The organism is Streptomyces sp. NPDC058375 (assembly GCF_042723425.1).
Classification (GTDB): domain Bacteria; phylum Actinomycetota; class Actinomycetes; order Streptomycetales; family Streptomycetaceae; genus Streptomyces; species Streptomyces durocortorensis.
Map to the genome: position 1 here is coordinate 19,897 of NZ_JBHXJG010000019.1, position 16,727 is coordinate 36,623.

Annotated in this window: 15 protein-coding genes; 10 read left to right on the forward strand and 5 right to left on the reverse strand. The window is 71.3% G+C overall.

Going from position 1 to position 16,727, the window contains the following annotated elements; translation table 11 throughout:
- Positions 1 to 107 precede the first annotated feature (107 nt).
- A complete protein-coding gene (locus tag ACFWM7_RS05555; protein WP_383255397.1) occupies positions 108 to 1,637 on the reverse strand; it encodes an aromatic amino acid ammonia-lyase in 1,530 nt (509 codons plus the stop codon).
- A 127-nt stretch (positions 1,638 to 1,764) separates the two neighbouring features.
- Here ACFWM7_RS05555 and ACFWM7_RS05560 point away from each other — a divergent pair, with 127 nt between their 5' ends.
- The 5 genes from ACFWM7_RS05560 (at position 1,765) to ACFWM7_RS05580 (ending at position 6,621) form a co-directional block, all read left to right on the forward strand.
- The gene (locus ACFWM7_RS05560; RefSeq protein ID WP_383255400.1) at positions 1,765 to 2,838 is read left to right on the forward strand and encodes an ABC transporter ATP-binding protein; all 1,074 of its coding nucleotides are present in this window, start codon (positions 1,765 to 1,767) and stop codon (positions 2,836 to 2,838) included.
- Positions 2,835 to 3,485 carry an ABC transporter permease gene (locus ACFWM7_RS05565; protein WP_383255403.1) on the forward strand — a complete coding sequence of 217 codons (651 nt, stop codon included), beginning with the start codon at positions 2,835 to 2,837 and terminating at the stop codon, positions 3,483 to 3,485. The genes ACFWM7_RS05560 and ACFWM7_RS05565 overlap by 4 nt, the downstream gene beginning before the upstream one ends.
- Before the next feature lie 3 nt (positions 3,486 to 3,488).
- Positions 3,489 to 4,160, forward strand: a complete 672-nt coding sequence (locus tag ACFWM7_RS05570; protein ID WP_383255405.1) for an ABC transporter permease — start codon at positions 3,489 to 3,491, stop codon at positions 4,158 to 4,160.
- Between the two features lie 49 nt (positions 4,161 to 4,209).
- Positions 4,210 to 5,142: an ABC transporter substrate-binding protein gene (locus tag ACFWM7_RS05575; RefSeq protein ID WP_383255453.1), complete on the forward strand. Its 933-nt coding sequence runs from the start codon at positions 4,210 to 4,212 to the stop codon at positions 5,140 to 5,142.
- A gap of 69 nt (positions 5,143 to 5,211) precedes the next feature.
- Positions 5,212 to 6,621, forward strand: coding sequence for a purine-cytosine permease family protein (locus ACFWM7_RS05580; RefSeq protein WP_383255407.1), 1,410 nt, complete (start codon positions 5,212 to 5,214; stop codon positions 6,619 to 6,621).
- An 80-nt stretch (positions 6,622 to 6,701) separates the two neighbouring features.
- Here the strand turns inward: ACFWM7_RS05580 and ACFWM7_RS05585 are convergent, their stop codons facing one another.
- Complete coding sequence (locus ACFWM7_RS05585; RefSeq protein ID WP_383255409.1) at positions 6,702 to 7,055, reverse strand: PRC-barrel domain-containing protein; 354 nt, start codon at positions 7,053 to 7,055, stop codon at positions 6,702 to 6,704.
- 496 nt (positions 7,056 to 7,551) lie between these two features.
- On the opposite strand from ACFWM7_RS05585, the gene ACFWM7_RS05590 reads away from it, so the two are divergent.
- The 3 genes from ACFWM7_RS05590 (at position 7,552) to ACFWM7_RS05600 (ending at position 10,571) form a co-directional block, all read left to right on the forward strand.
- Positions 7,552 to 8,397, forward strand: a complete 846-nt coding sequence (locus tag ACFWM7_RS05590) for an MIP/aquaporin family protein (protein ID WP_383255413.1) — start codon at positions 7,552 to 7,554, stop codon at positions 8,395 to 8,397.
- A 28-nt stretch (positions 8,398 to 8,425) separates the two neighbouring features.
- Positions 8,426 to 9,943 (forward strand): glycerol kinase GlpK, encoded by a 1,518-nt coding sequence (gene glpK / locus ACFWM7_RS05595; protein WP_383255416.1) that lies wholly within the window; start codon positions 8,426 to 8,428, stop codon positions 9,941 to 9,943.
- A gap of 70 nt (positions 9,944 to 10,013) precedes the next feature.
- Positions 10,014 to 10,571, forward strand: a complete 558-nt coding sequence (locus ACFWM7_RS05600; RefSeq protein ID WP_383255418.1) for a GNAT family N-acetyltransferase — start codon at positions 10,014 to 10,016, stop codon at positions 10,569 to 10,571.
- A 285-nt stretch (positions 10,572 to 10,856) separates the two neighbouring features.
- On the opposite strand, the gene ACFWM7_RS05605 is transcribed toward ACFWM7_RS05600, so the two are convergent.
- From ACFWM7_RS05605 to ACFWM7_RS05615, 3 genes are all read right to left on the reverse strand, one after another.
- Entirely contained in the window at positions 10,857 to 11,891 is a 1,035-nt protein-coding gene (locus ACFWM7_RS05605) for a FecCD family ABC transporter permease (RefSeq protein ID WP_383255420.1), read from the reverse strand.
- Positions 11,888 to 12,946: an iron chelate uptake ABC transporter family permease subunit gene (locus ACFWM7_RS05610; protein ID WP_383255422.1), complete on the reverse strand. Its 1,059-nt coding sequence runs from the start codon at positions 12,944 to 12,946 to the stop codon at positions 11,888 to 11,890. Before ACFWM7_RS05610 ends, ACFWM7_RS05605 begins: the two co-directional genes overlap by 4 nt.
- A 129-nt stretch (positions 12,947 to 13,075) precedes the next feature.
- The gene (locus ACFWM7_RS05615) at positions 13,076 to 13,819 is read right to left on the reverse strand and encodes a helix-turn-helix domain-containing protein (protein ID WP_383255425.1); all 744 of its coding nucleotides are present in this window, start codon (positions 13,817 to 13,819) and stop codon (positions 13,076 to 13,078) included.
- A gap of 137 nt (positions 13,820 to 13,956) precedes the next feature.
- On the opposite strand from ACFWM7_RS05615, the gene ACFWM7_RS05620 reads away from it, so the two are divergent.
- Entirely contained in the window at positions 13,957 to 14,943 is a 987-nt protein-coding gene (locus ACFWM7_RS05620; protein WP_383255428.1) for an ABC transporter substrate-binding protein, read from the forward strand.
- Positions 14,943 to 16,718 carry a siderophore-interacting protein gene (locus tag ACFWM7_RS05625; RefSeq protein ID WP_383255430.1) on the forward strand — a complete coding sequence of 592 codons (1,776 nt, stop codon included), beginning with the start codon at positions 14,943 to 14,945 and terminating at the stop codon, positions 16,716 to 16,718. Before ACFWM7_RS05620 ends, ACFWM7_RS05625 begins: the two co-directional genes overlap by 1 nt.
- The last annotated feature ends 9 nt before the right edge of the window (positions 16,719 to 16,727 follow it).

Below are 16,727 nucleotides of genomic sequence, written 5' to 3' on the forward strand. Positions count from 1 at the left end.
GCCCGCTCCTGGAGGGAGCGCCGGGTCGTCCGCCGTCGTCGGCGCCCGGGTCCGCTGCCTCCCCGCCGCCAATCCGGTGTGGCGGGCCCCGAGTCCTGCCCCGAGGTCTACGCGGCCGGCTCTGGGCCCCGCCCCGCCGCCGTCCACAGCTCGGCGAACCGGTCCAGCAGCCCGGCGGCCGCCGCCGCATCGTCCGTCAACGGCCGGTCGGCGGAATCCCCGTCCAGCACCGAGGCGGCGAGTTCGAAGGCGCGGCCGACGGGCAGCTCCGGGTCGAGGCGCAGTTCGCGCTGGCTCAACGCCCGTACGGCAGCCACGAGTTCGCAGCCCACGACGAGCCGGAACGCCTCGCACGCCCGCAGGGTCTGCCGCGCCGCCAGTGACGCGAAGCTGGCCTGCTCCTCGACGCCCCGGGAGAGCACCGCGTGGCCGAGGGAGGCGGGCGCGGAGAAGGCCCGCAGGTCGCCGAGGGCCGCCCCGGCCGCGTATTCGAGGATCATCACGCCCGAGGAGGCCGGCTCACCGTCCGCGAGGAACGGGCGGAGGCGAGTGAAGCCCGGTTCGTTCAGCGTCGAGAGCCGGGAGGTGGAGAGCCGGGCGACCTGGGTCACCGCGAGCCGGAAGTGGTCGAGGGACAGGGCGAGTTGGGCGAGGTAGAAGCCGCCGTGGTGGTAGGCGGCCATGTCGTCGGCCGAGATCAGCGGGTTCTCGGCCGCCGCGTTGATCTCGACGCCGAGGATCTCTTCCAGCGCGTCCGCCGCGTCGTGGGCGGGCCCGTGGATCTGCGGCACACAGCGCAGGCCGTACGGGTCCTGGATCCGGCCGAGCGGTGGGGTGGGGCGGTCGGGGGCGCCGAGCAGCAGCCGCATCCGCGCCGCGACCGCGTACGAACCGGCGTGCCGCCGCGCCTCGTGGACGGGCAGCGCGTAGGCCTCGTAGCTGCCGTCGATCGCCATCAGGGACAGGGCCGCCACCACCTGGGTGGCGCCGATCAGGGCGCGCAGTTCGTGCAGGGCGAGGGCGGACTGGCCGAGGGTGAGGGCGTTGCTGCTGATCAGGGCGAGGGCGTCGTTGTTGTCGAGCGACTGCGGTTCGGGTGCGGCCCCCGCGCCCTGCCAGGGGTGTTCGCCCGCCAGCGCGAGGCCCATCTGCGCGAGGGCCGCGATGTCGCCGGTGCCGACCGAGCCGAACTCGTTGACCTTCGGGTACGCGCCCGTCTCCAGGGCCTCGCAGAGCGCGGTGACGACGGTGGGGCGCAGGCCGGCACCGCCGGCGAGGAGCTGGTTCGCGCGGACGGCGAGCATGGCGCGGACCTGCCGTGCGGGAAGCTCCTCGCCGATCGCTCCGGCGTGGCTGCGCAGCAGGCGCAGGCCGTGGTCGGCGGCCGCCTCGGTTGGTACGGACTCATTCCGGTTCGCACCGACGCCGGTGGAGCGGCCGTAGACGCGACCCCACGAGGCGATTTCCCGTGCGGCGTCCCACGAGGCCGCCACCCGCTTCATGCCCTCGGCCGCCGGGACGGGCCTGGCGACAGATTCGGCCATGCGTACGACATCTGCGACCATCAGTCGGCGACCGTCGAGGACGACGACCGCATCGCTGCCATCGGCCACCCTGTCCGAGATGTGAGACGACATCAGTTGCAATTCCTCCTCTGTCGGGCACTCCGTCTTGTCCTACGGCCATGAGTAACCAGGGATTTACACCCGAGCGGCGACGACCTATTGACAATCTATTCAGTCACCGAGAACTCTGCATGATGATATGCAGCCGGGCAAGGGACTCCTCATGATCCAATTCGACAAGGCCCACAAGCGCTTCCCCAACGGCACGACCGCGGTGCACGACCTCACGCTCGACCTGCCGGAAGGGGGCGTGACCGTCCTCGTCGGATCTTCCGGTTGCGGCAAGACGACCACGCTCCGCATGATCAACCGGATGGTCGAGCCCACCTCCGGGACGATCAGGGTGGGCGGCAAGGACGTCCTGGAGCAGGACGCCGCCGAGCTGCGCCGCTCCATCGGTTACGTGATCCAGCAGGCCGGGCTCTTCCCGCACCGCACCGTCCTGGACAACATCGCGACCGTACCGCTGCTGCTCGGCCACGGCCGCAGGAAGGCGCGGGCGCGGGCGGCGGAGCTCCTGGAGACGGTCGGCCTCGCCGCCGACGCGGGGAAGCGCTACCCGCACCAGCTCTCGGGCGGCCAGCAGCAGCGCGTCGGCGTGGCCCGCGCGCTCGCCGCCGACCCGCCGGTCCTCCTGATGGACGAGCCCTTCGGGGCCGTCGACCCGGTGGTCCGCACCCAGCTCCAGGACGAACTGCTGCGCCTTCAGAGAGAGTTGAACAAGACCATCGTCTTCGTCACGCACGACATCGACGAGGCCGTACGGCTCGGCGACCGGATAGCCGTCTTCCGCACCGGCGGCCACCTCGTCCAGTGCGCCACCCCCGCCGAACTCCTGGCCCGCCCCGCGGACGCGTTCGTCTCGGACTTCCTGGGCGCGGAACGCGGTCTGAAGCTGCTGTCCCTGACGGCGCTCAAAGAGGTCGCCCAGGGCCCCGCGCCCGAAGGCGCCCGCTGGCAGCTGACCCTGGACGCCGCCCGTAAACCGCTGGCCTGGCACGACAGCGAGAGCAAGGGCGACGTCGAGATACCCGTCCGGCCGCTGCGCGACACCGATTCGCTGCTCTCCGCGCTCAACGAGTCGATCGCCGCGCCGAGCGGCCTCGTCGCCCGGGTCGACGCGGACGGCGTCCTGACCGGCGTCAGCTCCCGCGAGGACATCCACGACCGCGCCGGTCAGGTGCACAGCGCGGCGAGCACGGTGGCGGCGTGAGTGTCGACTGGTCGTGGATAGCCGACCACATCGACGATCTCACCACCCTGACGCTCTCCCACCTCCAGGCGGCGCTGACCGCCGTACTCCTCGGGCTGCTGATCTCGCTCCCCCTGGCCGTGCTGGCGCACCGGGTGCGGCGGCTGCGCGGGCTGCTCCTCGGCCTGTCGAACGTCCTGTTCACGATCCCGTCCATCGCGGTGTTCGTGCTCCTCCTCCCGGTCAGCGGGCTCACTCGCACCACCACCGTCATCGGCCTGACGATCTACACACTGGTCGTGCTGCTGCGGAACACCGTCGAGGGCCTGGACTCCGTCCCCGCCCGGACGAAGGAAGCCGCGAAGGCCATGGGCACCCGGCCGCTGCGCACCCTGCTCACCGTGGAACTCCCCCTCGCGCTCCCGGTGATCATGGCGGGCGTGCGGATCGCGACGGTGATGGCGATCTCGCTGGTCTCCGTGGCCACGTACATCGGCGACGGCGGGCTCGGGCAGCTGTTCACCGACGGGTTCCAGCGCAACTTCCCCACCCCCGTCATCGTCGGCGTCGTCCTGACCCTGCTCCTGGCGCTCGTCGCGGACGCGCTGCTCGTCACTCTCCAGTACGTCCTGACGCCGTGGACCCGCCGGCAGAAGCAGGGGGCCTGAACCGTGTACGAACTCCTCAAGGGCCTCGGCTCCTGGCTGGTCAGCGGCGAGCAGTGGACCGGCTCCGACGGCATCGGCCACCGGCTCGCCGAGCACCTCCAGTACTCGCTGCTCGCCACCCTCGTCGCGGCAGCCATCGCCCTGCCGGTCGGTCTGCTCATCGGCCACACCGGACGCGGCGCGTTCGTCGCGATCAACCTGTCGAGTTTCGGGCGGGCGCTGCCCACGGTCGGTCTCGTGGTCCTCGTCTTCCTCGCCAGCGGTCTGTCGATGTGGCCGGTCTACATCGCGCTGGTGGCGCTCGCGGTCCCGTCCATCGTGACCAACACGTACGCCGGGATGACGGCGGTCGACCCGGAGGTGCGGGACGCGGCGCGCGGCCAGGGCATGCGCTGGCACCAGGTCCTCTTCCAGGTCGAACTGCCCCTGGCACTCCCCCTGATCATGACCGGGCTGCGGCTCGCGCTCATCCAGGTCGTCGCCACGGCGACCATCGCCGCGTACGTCTCCTTCGGCGGGCTCGGCCGGTACGTCTTCGACGGGCTCGCCCAGCGCGACCTCGTGCAGGTCCTCGGCGGGGCCGTGCTCGTGGCGCTCGTCGCTGTCGCCCTCGACCTCGTGCTCTCCGCGCTCCAGCGCGTCCTCTTCCGCCACCGCCCCGCCCCGCAGTCCTAGGAGTCGGCCCCTCATGACCCGTACGAACCGTGAAAGCCGCGTGAACCCCATGAACCGCAGGGCTCTCCTCGGCGGGCTCTTCGCCGCCGCCACCGTCCCCGCGCTCGCCTCGTGCAGCAGCGGCATCACCTCTCTGGAAGGAGACGGGGCCGGGGGCGGTGGCGGCGGCTCCAGCAAGGGCGGCGTCACCATCGGCACCGCCAACTTCACCGAGAACCAGGTCCTCGGCTACCTCTACGCCGCCGCCCTCGAAGCGGCGGGGGTCAAGACCACCGTCCGCCCCAACCTGGGTACCCGCGAGATCCTCATCCCCGCGCTCAAGGGCGGCGACATCGACCTGCTGCCCGAGTACCAGGGCGCGCTGCTGCACTACCTCGACACCAAGGCGACGGCCACGGAGGAGGGCACGATGCAGAACGCCCTCGCCATGCTCCTGCCGCGCGGCCTGCAGATCCTCCCCTACGGCGAGGCGGAGAACGCCGACGCCTTCGCGGTGACCAGTCAGACCGCCGACGAGTACGGCCTGAAGTCCCTGGCCGACCTGGCGAAGCACAACGGCAAGCTCGTCATCGGCGCGGCCCCCGAGGTCAAGAAGCGCACGGTGGGCTCGGTGGGGCTCAAGGAGGTGTACGGCGTGGAGTTCAAGGAGTTCAAGTCCCTCGACTCCTCGGGCCCGTTGGTGAAGGGAGCCCTCAAGAAGGGTGACGTGGACGTGGCGAACCTCTTCACCACCGACACCGACATCGCCGCCGAGGGCTGGGTCGTCCTCACCGACCCCAAGAACCTCATCCCCGGCCAGCACGTCGTCCCGCTGATCGCCGACCGCAAGGCCGACTCGACGGTCCGCAAGGCGCTCGCCCGCCTCGGGGCCGTGCTGACCACGAAGGACCTCACCGAGCTGAACCGACTGGTGGACAAGGACCGGAAGGACCCCGAGGACGTCGCGTACGACTGGGCGGCGGAGCACGGCATCAAGAAGTAGCCGCGCCCGGTCCGCAGGTGCCGGACCGGACGGGCAGCATCACACCACCGAGAGACCAGGAGCCGAGTCATGGCAGCTGAAGACCTGGTGGAGCGCCGCTCCATCGACGTCGTCCCGGACGACGAACGGCACGGGACGGCGTTCAGTCAGTTCACCCTCTGGCTCGGCGCCAACCTCCAGATCACGGCGGTGGTCACGGGCGCGCTGGCCGTCGTCTCCGGCGGCGACGTGGTGTGGTCGGTCGTCGGCCTGCTGCTGGGCAATCTGCTCGGCGGGGCGGTCATGGCGCTGCACTCGGCGCAGGGCCCGAAGCTGGGTCTGCCCCAGATGATCCAGTCCCGGGCCCAGTTCGGGGTGAAGGGCGCGGTCGTCCCGCTGCTGCTGGTGATCCTCATGTACGTCGGGTTCTTCGCGAGCGGCAGCGTGCTGGCCGGCCAGGCGACGGCTCAGCTCATGCACACGAACGACACCACCGGCATCGTGGTCTTCGCGGTGGTCACGGCCGTCATGGCGGCGGTCGGCTACCGGGTGATCCACGTCCTGGGGCGGGTGGCGAGCGTGGTCTGCGCCCTGGCCTTCGTCTATCTGGGCATCCGCCTCCTGGACCGGGTGGACCTCTCCGCGCTGCTCGGCGACGCGCACTTCGACCTGCCGATGTTCCTGCTGGCGGTGTCGCTCTCGGCGTCCTGGCAGCTGGCCTTCGGGCCGTACGTCGCGGACTACTCGCGCTATCTGCCGCGTACGACATCGGGGCGGTCCACGTTCTGGTGGACGCTGTCGGGGTCGGCCATCGGCTCCCAGTGGTCGATGACCTTCGGCGTGCTCGTGGCGGCGACCGCCGGGGAGGCGTTCCTCGCCAACCAGGTCGGCTATGTCGTCGGCCTCGGCGGCGCGGGTCTGATCGCGTCGTTCCTGTACTTCGTGATCGCGCTCGGCAAGCTCACCATCAACGTGCTGAACACGTACGGCGGATTCATGTCGATGGTGACGAGCATCAGCGGATTCCGCGGTCAGCGGACGCTGTCGCCGCGCGGCCGGGCCGTGTACATCGGGCTGATCATGGTGGCGGGGACAGCGCTGGCGCTGCTGGGCAAGGACAGCTTCCTGACGTCGTTCAAGGACTTCCTGCTGTTCCTGCTGACGTTCTTCACCCCATGGTCGGCGATCAATCTGGTCGACTACTACCTGATCTCGCGGGAGCGGTACGACATCCCCGCGCTGTCCGACCCCCGGGGCCGCTACGGCGCCTGGCGCTGGGACGCCCTCACCGTCTACGGGATCGGTGTCCTGGCCCAACTCCCGTTCCTGGTGACGCACTTCTACACGGGCCCGCTGGCGGATCCGCTGGGCGGCGCGGACGTCTCCTGGATCGTGGGCCTGGTGGTCCCGGCGGTGCTGTACTGGCTGCTGGCCCGCCGCGACACCCGGCACATCCCCGAGGAGACGGTGTACGTCCTCGCCCCACCGCGCGAGCGCTGAGGGGATGGAGACACACAAACAGCGGGCGGGGCCGGACACATGGTGTGTCCGGCCCCGCCCGCTGTTCGCGCGGCGCCATGTCAGACGCGACGGTGGCGGCCGTAATACTCACCCGTCGTGCGGTGGAAATCCGCGTCGCCGATGTGCTTTTCCTTGTCGAACTCCGGAGAGTCCTTGATCTGGTCCTTGGTGAGGTCGACGTAGACCTTCTTGTCGTCGGTGTCGATCCGGCTCACCGTGCCCGCCGGAAGCAGAACGTCCTTACCGAAGATCCATACACCGGTGTCGACCACCAGATAAGAGGACGTGACGTCGTCGGAGTGCTTGTCGACCTTTCCGATGCTGCCGTCCGTCGCCTCGACCTTGTAGCCGATCAGGTCGGTGCCGACGGTGTGACCGACGCTCGGGTTGTATCCCCACAGGTTCTCGCTCATGGAAAACTCCTCTGTCCGCATGGAAGTCAATGACGTATTCGAGGCGGTCTCCGGGCGGGCGCCGGCACCGGCCGGGCCATGTCGTCCGGGCGGGCTTCCCTTTTCCTCATCAACCGCTGCCAGCCTCGTGCCCCTCTCCCTCCGGCGTATGTCCACGAAATCGATTGTTTCCCGAGGGAATTCGGGGGAATTCGGCGGGGTCGACTCGCCCGGCACGGCTCCGCGTTCCCCCGGATGGACCCCGCGTCAGATTACCGACCGGTAGCCGAAACGATACGAGGCATGCGCTCGATCCCACATGGGGCCGTCGGCCGCCACGGGCCGTTGGTACGGCCACCTCCCCCTCACCCGATCGGCCGAGCACCGTCCCCGTCGGCAGAGGCCTCGCCATCGCGTTCATATCATCCCGAAATGCCCCTTTCGGCGAATCACCTTAGCCTGCTGACACTGCTCGGATAGTCGACAGCCGGCGGCCGTCGGCGGAGGGCGAGCTTCCATGGCTGAGCTACGTAAGAAGTCCGGACTGGTCGGCGAGTTGTCGGCCGAATTCGCGGGCACGATGATCCTCATCCTCTTCGGGTGCGGCGTCGTGGCCCAGGTGTCGGCGGGCGGAGCCCTGACGGATCCGGCGGGCGGTCTCGGGGACCACGACAGCATCGCCTGGGCGTGGGGGCTGGGCGTCACGCTCGGCGTCTATGTGGCGGCGCGGCTGAGCGGGGCCCATCTCAACCCCGCGGTGACCCTGGCGCTGGCCGCGTTCAAGGGGTTCCCCTGGAAGAAGGTGGCTCCGTACGCGGTGGCGCAGACGGCCGGTGCGTTCGTGGCCGCGCTGATCGTCCGCTGGAACTACAGCGAGGCGCTGGCGAAGGCCGACCCCGGGCACACCATCAAGACGCAGGGCGTCTTCTCCACCCTGCCCGCCAACGGCAACCCCGCTCTGCCGGTGCACGAATGGGGCGCGTTCCGCGACCAGATCATCGGCACCGCCGTCCTGCTGCTGCTGATCATGGCCATCACCGACCTGCTGAACACCCCGCCCGGCTCCAACATGGGCCCGTTCATCATCGGCCTGGTCGTGGTCGCGATCGGCATGGCCTGGGGAACGAACGCCGGGTACGCGATCAACCCGGCCCGCGACTTCGGCCCCCGGCTGGCGAGCTTCCTCACCGGGTACGGCGGGGCGTGGCGGGACCAGTACGGGAATCTCTACTTCTGGGTGCCCATCATCGGCCCGCTGATCGGCGGCCTGCTGGGCGCGGGGCTCTACAAGGCCCTCGTCGGACGCTTCCTGCCGTCCGCGGAACCCGAACCGCCGGGTCGCGTCCCGGCGCCCAAGGACTGAACCACAGCGCCCGGAGAGGCGGCACATCATGGCGGACTTCATCGGCGCGGTGGACCAGGGGACCACCAGCACCCGATTCATGATCTTCGATCACGGCGGCAACGAGGTCGCCCGGCACCAGCTGGAGCACGAGCAGATCCTGCCCCGCTCCGGCTGGGTGGAGCACGACCCCGTGGAGATCTGGGAACGCACCAACTCGGTGATCCAGAACGCTCTGCGGCACGGTGGTCTGTCGCCGACCGACCTGGTGGCGATCGGCATCACCAACCAGCGCGAGACGACGGTGGTCTGGGATCCGCGCAACGGGCGGCCCTACTACAACGCCATCGTCTGGCAGGACACCCGTACCGATGCCATCGCGGCGAACCTGGAGCGCTCGGGGAAGGGCGAGGTGATCCGCCGCAAGGCCGGGCTGCCGCCCGCGACGTACTTCTCCGGCGGCAAGATCCAGTGGATCCTGGAGAACGTCGACGGCGTACGGGAAGCGGCGGAGGCCGGGCACGCGCTCTTCGGCAACACGGACGCCTGGGTCCTGTGGAACCTGACCGGCGGCCCGAACGGCGGTATCCACGCCACCGATGTGACCAACGCGAGCCGCACCATGCTGATGGACCTGGAGACCCTCGACTGGGACGAGGAACTCCTGGGCTTCTTCGGCATCCCCCGGGCGATGCTTCCGAAGATCAACCCCTCGTCGGACGCGGAGGCCTACGGGTCCACGCGCACCTCCCGGCCGCTGAGCGCCGCCATTCCCATCGGGGGCGTCCTCGGCGACCAGCAGGCGGCCACGGTCGGCCAGGTCTGCTTCTCCCCCGGCGAGGCCAAGAACACCTACGGGACCGGCAACTTCCTGGTGCTCAACACCGGCGCGGAACTGGTCCGTTCGCAGAACGGCCTGCTCACTACGGTGGCGTACCAGTTCGGCGACGAACCGGTGGTCTACGCGCTGGAGGGGTCCATCGCCGTCACCGGTTCCGCGGTGCAGTGGCTGCGCGACCAGATGAAGATCATCAAGTCGGCGCCGGAGAGCGAGGAGCTGGCCCGGAGCGTCCAGGACAACGGCGGGATGTACTTCGTGCCCGCGTTCTCCGGCCTGTTCGCACCGTACTGGCGTTCCGACGCCCGCGGCGCGATCGTCGGCCTGGCCCGGTACAACGACAACGCCCACCTGGCGCGGGCCACGCTGGAGGCCATCTGCTACCAGAGCCGCGATGTGGTCGAGGCGATGGAGCAGGACTCCGGGGTCCATCTCGACGTGCTCAAGGTCGACGGCGGCGTCACCGCCAACGACCTCTGCATGCAGATCCAGTCGGACGTCCTCGGCGTCGAGGTCAGCCGTCCCGTCGTCGCCGAGACGACCGCTCTCGGCGCCGCCTACGCGGCGGGGCTCGCCACCGGTTTCTGGCAGAACACCGACGAGCTGCGCGCCCAGTGGCACGAGTCGAAGCGGTGGTCGCCCCAGTGGTCCGAGAAGCAGCGCGCGGAGGGCTACGCGGGCTGGAAGAGGGCGGTGGAGCGCACCCTCGACTGGGTGAAGGTCCCTTAGGGGGTATCCGGCGGAGACCCCTCGCATAGGTTGGGCCGGTCCCACCCGACATCCCGACGAGGACCGGCCCATGCCCAGCAGTTCCAGCACCAGCACCAGCACCAGCACCAGCACCAGGATCCGCCTGATAGAGCCCGCCGACGCGGCCCCGATCGCCGCCCACCGGGTGCGGGACGCCGAGGCCTTCCGGCCGTGGGAACCGGCCCAGCCGGACGACTTCTTCACCACGGAGGGCCAGGCGGAGCGGATCGAGGGCCTGTTGGCCGGCCACCGGGCGGGCACGGTCTGGCCGGGCGTGGTGCTCGCCGGTGACGAGGTGATCGGGCAGGTCACCGTCGGCGGCATCCTGCCGCAGCCGCATCTGCGCCGCGCCTCCCTCGGGTACTGGATCGCGAGCGTCGCCCAGAACCAGGGGCACGCCGGCAGGGCCGTCGGGCTCGCGCTCCGAGTAATGCGGGACGAACTCGGCCTGCATCGCGCCGAGGCGTCCACCAACCTGGAGAACCTGCCCTCCCAACGGGTGCTGCGCCGCAACGGGTTCACCCCGTACGGCGTCGCTCACTCCGCGATCTTCCTCGACGGCGACTGGCGGGACGGGCTGCTGTGGGAGCGGATCCTCAGCGACTGAACTCCCCCGCCCGCGCTTGGATGACAGCCACTAAGTTGCTTCGTATGCGTGGCCCAGCCTCCGTTCAGCCGGCCGCCCGCACGGGGCGCCCGTTGCAGCGGCCGAGGAGGAAGGAGCCCGCCTCAGTGGCGTCCCACCGTCGTCCCAAGCAGCCCAGCCACGGATACACGTCCGTACTCACCGCGGCCGCGGCCGTCGCATTCCCCGTCCCCACGTCCCTCACGTCCGTGCGCCTTCGCGCGCCCGGAAAGCACAGTGCGTGCACGGGTAGGCCGGCGGGCACGGCTAGAACCCCTTGCGCGACTCCCGTACCAGCAGCACCAGCAGATACGCGCCGCCGACGCACACGGTGACCGCGCCGGTCGGCAGCACCACGTCCTCGATCGCGTGCTGCGCCGCGATGTCGGCGCCGAGCAGCAGGAGTGCGCCGACGAGCGCCGAACCGGCGAGGTCGACGGAGGATCCGCGCCCGGTGAGGCGGCGGGCGATCTGCGGCGCGGCCAGGGCCACGAAGACGATGGGGCCCGCCGCGGCGGTCACCGCGGCGGTCGCGGCCACGCCGAGGACGACCAGCAGCAGCTTCGTGCGCTCGACGCGTACGCCCAGCATCGCCGCCGTGTCGTCGCCCAGTTCGAGCCACCGCATCCGGCGTTGCGCCGCCGGGGCCACCAGGGCGACCGCTGCCACCAGGGCGGAGGCCGTCAGGACGGCGGGCCAGCCGATGGCGCTCAGCGAACCGGCGCCCCACACCGCGGCCCGCAGCGCGGTGTCCACGTCGGCCTTCACGGAGAACCAGGTGTTGACCGAGGACAGCAGCGCCCCGACCGCGATCCCCACGATGATGAGCCGGAAGCCTCGCACGCCCCGCCGGAACGCCAGCAGGTACACGGCCAGCGCGGTGACGAGCCCGCCGGCGAGCGCGCCCGCCGCGAGGGCGGAGTAGCTGCTCGCGCCCGCGAGCAGCGTGAGGACGACACCGGTGTAGGAGCCGGTGGTGAAGCCGATGACGTCGGGGCTGCCGAGCGGATTGCGGGTCAGGGACTGGAAGACCGCGCCGCCCATGGCGAGGGCGGCCCCGAACACCACGGCGGCGACGATGCGCGGCGCCCGCCACTCCAGGACGACGGTGCGGACGCTGTTGCGGGCGGTGCCGGTCATGACCGACATCAGGTCGCCGAGGCTCAGCGTGTAGCTGCCGAGGGTGAACGCCCAGAGCGCCAGGGCGACCAGCGCGGCCGACAGCAGCCCGCAGACGACCAGCGAACGGCGTGACGCCCGCAGGCTCAGGGAACCCGCCCTGAGCACGAATGCCCCGCTCACAGCTCCCTCACCCGGCTTCCGCGCACCAGGAGGATCAGGACGGGCGCGCCGATCAGCGGCATCATGACGCCGACCTGCAGCTCGGAGGGGATCACGATCAGCCGGCCCAGGACGTCGGCGATCAGTACGATCACCGGGGCGAGGACGGCGGAGAAGGCGAGGATCCAGCGCCAGTCGGGGCCGGTGAGCCATCGGACGGCGTGCGGCACCATGAGGCCGACGAACATCAGCGGGCCCGCCGCGGCCGTCGCCGCACCGCACAGCAGGGCCACCGCGACCACCACCCCGCACCGCACCGCGCCGACCCGCAGCCCGACGGCCCGGCCCGCGTCGTCGCCGAGGGCGATCGCGTTGAGCGGGCGGGCGCAGAGGGCGGCGGCCAGCAGTCCGGCCAGGACGAAGGGCAGGACGTCCCCGGCGGTGCCCGTCGGGCGGTCGGTGATGGTGCCCGCTCCCCAGAACCTCATACGGTCGAAGGTCTCCGTGTCGATCAGGGCGAGGGTCTGCGAGATGCCGAGCAGGACCGCCGTGAAGGCGACTCCGACGAGGGTGAGGCGCAGCGGCGTGGGCCCGCCCCGGCCGCCGCTCGCGGCGAGGTAGACGAACGCTGATCCGAGGACGGCGCCGACGAGGGCGAAGGGCAGGTACTGCTCGATGCGGGTGACGCCGAAGACGGCCACGCCCAGGGTGACGGCGAAGCCCGCGCCGGCGTTGACGCCGAGGACACCGGGGTCGGCGAGCGGATTACGGGTGAGCGCCTGCATCAACGCGCCCGCCACGCCCAGGGACACCCCGACGACGATGCCGAGCAGCGTGCGGTCCACGCGTGCGCCGCTGACCGTGGCGTGCGAGGCGGAGCCGTCGGGAGCGGTCAGCGCCTGCCACACCACGTCGAGCGGGAGCAGCGCCGAGCCGATCGCGACGCTGAGCAGCACCGCGACGAGGAGGGCGCCGGCGGCGATGCCCAGGCCGATGAGCCGACGCGTCCTTCGACGTGACGACCTCGACGGTGTGGCCGGTGGTGGCGCGGCCGTCTTCGCGAGCGCCTGTGCCATCTGTTCTCCCTGAGCAACCTGCCACCCGGACAGGCCGGAGTGCCGTGCGTGATCGAGGTACGTGTACTGCTGGAGCCGCTGCGGCGAATACGTACTGCTGGGGCCGTCGCGGGCCCGGCTCCCCCGGGTTCAGCTCCCGAGCGCCCCCACCGCGTCCGTGGAGAGCGCGTTCACCGGCACCCCGGACTCGCGGCTCAGCGCGCGCAACAGCCCGGCCCGGGTCGCGTAGCCGGCCGCCCTGGCCGCCGCCGTCAGTTCGCCCCCGCCGCGGAGGTGTTCGACGGCGGCGTTCATCCTGGCCCGGTTGCGCCACCGTGTGAAGGGCAGTCCGGTCTCGTCGAGGAAGACGCGCTGCACCTGACGAGCGCTCATCCGGTGCTGTTCGGCGAGCTGCTCCAGCGTCGCGGAGGGGGTGCGCAGCGCCTCGCGGGCGAGGGCGCGCACGGCTGGGTGGACGGGCAGCACGACCGGGAAGTAGTGCCGGGAGATGCCTCTCAGCACCCGCCCCAGCTCCTGGCGGAACGGCTCGACCTGCTCCGGCGTGGTGGGCGCGGCGCCGAGTGCGGTGGTCATGACCTCGACGATCGCGGGTACCGCCCCGAGCGGCTGAACCCGGCATCGTGGCTGGTCAGCGGGGTCGAGGAAGGGTCCGAGCGCCATGCCGCCCGACTCGATCCGCAGCGCGTGCGGCACCCGGGAAGCGAGCCAGAGCGCCTCGTGCCGCCCGAGCCGCCACTCCTCGCCGTCGGCGAAGAGGCGGGCGTTGCCCGTCACCACGTAGACGAGATGGGGCTCGTCGTGCTGGTGCGTGTCGTGTCCCAGAAAGCGGATGGCGTTCTCGGCGACCACGGTGCCGAGGGATGTCGTCGGCAAGCGTGCCTCCCGTTGTGCGATGCGTCGTGTCCGTCACTGGCGATGTCGTACTCGGATCGACGCAGCGGAACCAGCGAGGTTAGCCTCACCTTACCAACAGCTCGAACGGTCGAGCCTGCCCAGTCTCATGAGGTCCCATGTCTGCTCCTGCCCGTCTTCTCGCCGTCGCGGTCATCGCCGCGCTGGCCCTCACCGGCTGCTCGGCCTCCGACCCGTCGGGCGACGGGGACAAGGCGTCCGCCGCGAAGGCCCGTACCGTCACGACCGACTACGGCAAGGTGAAGGTGCCGGCCGAGCCGAAGCGGGTGGTCGTTCTGAACCACGCGCTGGCCGGGTATCTCTACGACCTCGACGTGCCGGTCACGGCCACGATCCCCGAGGCCGCCGAGAGCAAGGGCGCGTTCTCCCCGAACTGGGCCAAGGAGGCGAAGGAGGACGGCACGACGTTCCTGCCGTGGAGCGTCGACGGCTTCGACCTGGAGGCGATCCTCGCCCTGGAGCCCGACCTCATCGTCGGCGGCGGCATCGGCTTCCCGCTGTTCCAGGCGGAGAAGGTGTACGACGACCTCTCCGACATCGCCCCCACCGTGCTCGTCGGCAAGAAGCTCGGCGACTGGCGGGCCCAGTTCTCCTTCCTCGCCGACGACGTGTTCGGCAAGCCCGACGTGTACAAGGAGCACGTGGCCGCCTACGACCGGCGGATCGGCGAGGTGAAGAAGGCGATCAAGCCGCCGGCCGGTCCGGTCTCCTTCCTCGCCCTCACCGGCGACGGCACGGCCTACGGCCTGGTGGAGAGCGTGGGCCTGCCCACGGAGCTGAAGAAGGTCGGCATCACACCGGCGCCGGTCTTCGCCGACGGCGGGTTCAAGGTGTACGGGCAGGGCGGTGACATGTTCGAGCTGTCGACCGAGAAGGTGGGGCAGACGATCACCCAGCCGTCCGTGTTCGTGATGGGCTTCAACGGCGACACGACCGACGTCGCCACCCTGAAGAAGAACCCCGTCTACGGCGCGCTGCCCGCCTTCAGGGCGAACCGGGCCTATGACCTGCCGCACTGGGTGCTGCGCGGCGACTACGACGAGTCGATGGCCCTGCTCGACATCATCGAGAAGCAGTTCTCCTGATGGCCGCCCAGCGCGCGTACACGACACATCCCCTCGTCCTGCGCCGGGTCGCCGTGCGCCGCGTCGAGGAGGTGACCCCCAGGATGCGGCGCGTCGTCCTCGGCGGCGCGGACCTCGCGGCGTTCACCCGCGACGGGGTCGACCACCCCGCCTTCGCCGCCCCCGGGTTCGACGACCACATCAAGCTGATCCTGGCCGCCGAAGGGGACGTCCGGGCGGCGCTGCCCGCGCAGTTGCCGCACGGCATCGAGTGGATCCCGGCCGAGCACCGGCTGACCCGCGACTACACGCCCCGGCGAGTGGACCTCGACGCGGGAGAGCTGCACCTCGACTTCGTGGTGCACGGCGACGGGCCGGCGGAGTCCTGGTCCGCGGCGGCCCGGGAGGGCGACGAGCTGTGGTTCGTCGGGCCCAAGTCGTCGCTGCGGCTGCCGGATGGGCTGGACTGGCTCCTCCTCGTCGGGGACGAGACGGCCCTGCCCGCGATCGGCCGCTTCCTCGACGAACGTCCCCTCGACGCCCCGGCACACATCCTGGTGACCGTCTCGGACGACGCGGCGCGCCAGGAACTGGCCCTGCGCGACGGCGACACGGTCACCTGGGTCCTCGCGGAGCCGGGTGACGCGGCGGCGCTGGAGGCCGCCGTCCGCGCGCTGCCGGTGCCGCCGGGCGAGGGGTACGTCTGGGCGGCGGCGGAGAGCCGGGCGCTGCTGCCGGTACGCCGGTATCTCCAGCGGGAGCGGAAGCTCCCCAAGGACCGGGTGAACATCACGGGTTACTGGCACCGCGAGGAGCCCGCCGCGCCGGAGGCGGAGGCCACGGCCGACGCGGGCGCTGCCACGGCGGCCCCTGCCGGGATTCCGTCGCCGCTGCCGTGGCTGGTCGCCCGGGCGGCGTTGCAGCTCGGCGTGGTGGACGCGGTGGCCGACACGCCGGGACTCTCCGCCGACACCCTCGCGGCCCGGCTGGGCGTGCCCGGTACGGGGATCGCCGTCCTGCTGCCGCTGCTCGCCGCGTACGACGTGATCGTCGGCGACGCGGACGGAAGCGGGCTGCGCCTGGGCGCGGCGGGCGAGGAACTCCTGGACGACCACGAGCGCGAGGAGTACACCGGCCACGAGGCCGAGCTGCTGCTCGCCCTCGCGCACCTGGCTCCCGCGCTCCGGGACGGCACATCGCCCTGGCGGCTCGCCTCGGGCGCCACCCTCCACGACACGGTGGCCCACGAAGCGGAACGTTACGCCGAACTGGTCGAGGAGTGCGAGCAGTTGGTGTTCCTACTGACCGGTCTGACGGCCGACCCGCTCTGGGAGGACGTCGGTACCTGCCTCCTGACCGGGCCGGGCAGCGCCTCGGTGGCCGCCGCCCTCGACGACGCCGGGCGGCGCGTACGGCTGCGGATCGCGGAGGAGGGCACACCGGCCGCGGTCCTGCGCGGACACGTTCCCGCGCCGGACCGGATCGACTGGACGGCCGGCCCGGCGGATGTCGCGGTCGCCGCGAAGGCGCTGGCGTACCGCACCGACGAGGAGGCCGTACAGCTCCTCGCGCGGCTGGCCGAATGGACCGGCACGGCGGTGCTCGTGGAGGCCTCGCGCCCGGACGGACTGAGCCCGCACGCGGCCGAGGCGGCGCTGCACGCGTTCACCGCGACCGGCGCCCCGCTGCGCGACTCCGCCGCCCTCGCCGTCCTCGCGGAGCGGTCGGGCTGGCGGGTCGAGCGGACCGTCGCGCTCGGCTGGGGCGCGGAGGCCACCGTCCTGCGCCGGGCCTGAACAGCCGCC

Coding starts and splice junctions, on each gene's coding strand:
- ACFWM7_RS05555 (WP_383255397.1), bottom strand. CDS start 1,637: ATGTCGTCTCACATCTCGGACAGGGTGGCCGATGGCAGCGATGCGGTC.
- ACFWM7_RS05560 (WP_383255400.1), top strand. CDS start 1,765: ATGCAGCCGGGCAAGGGACTCCTCATGATCCAATTCGACAAGGCCCAC.
- ACFWM7_RS05575 (WP_383255453.1), top strand. CDS start 4,210: ATGAACCGCAGGGCTCTCCTCGGCGGGCTCTTCGCCGCCGCCACCGTC.
- ACFWM7_RS05580 (WP_383255407.1), top strand. CDS start 5,212: ATGGCAGCTGAAGACCTGGTGGAGCGCCGCTCCATCGACGTCGTCCCG.
- ACFWM7_RS05585 (WP_383255409.1), bottom strand. CDS start 7,055: ATGAGCGAGAACCTGTGGGGATACAACCCGAGCGTCGGTCACACCGTC.
- ACFWM7_RS05590 (WP_383255413.1), top strand. CDS start 7,552: ATGGCTGAGCTACGTAAGAAGTCCGGACTGGTCGGCGAGTTGTCGGCC.
- glpK (WP_383255416.1), top strand. CDS start 8,426: ATGGCGGACTTCATCGGCGCGGTGGACCAGGGGACCACCAGCACCCGA.
- ACFWM7_RS05600 (WP_383255418.1), top strand. CDS start 10,014: ATGCCCAGCAGTTCCAGCACCAGCACCAGCACCAGCACCAGCACCAGG.
- ACFWM7_RS05610 (WP_383255422.1), bottom strand. CDS start 12,946: ATGGCACAGGCGCTCGCGAAGACGGCCGCGCCACCACCGGCCACACCG.
- ACFWM7_RS05620 (WP_383255428.1), top strand. CDS start 13,957: ATGTCTGCTCCTGCCCGTCTTCTCGCCGTCGCGGTCATCGCCGCGCTG.
- ACFWM7_RS05625 (WP_383255430.1), top strand. CDS start 14,943: ATGGCCGCCCAGCGCGCGTACACGACACATCCCCTCGTCCTGCGCCGG.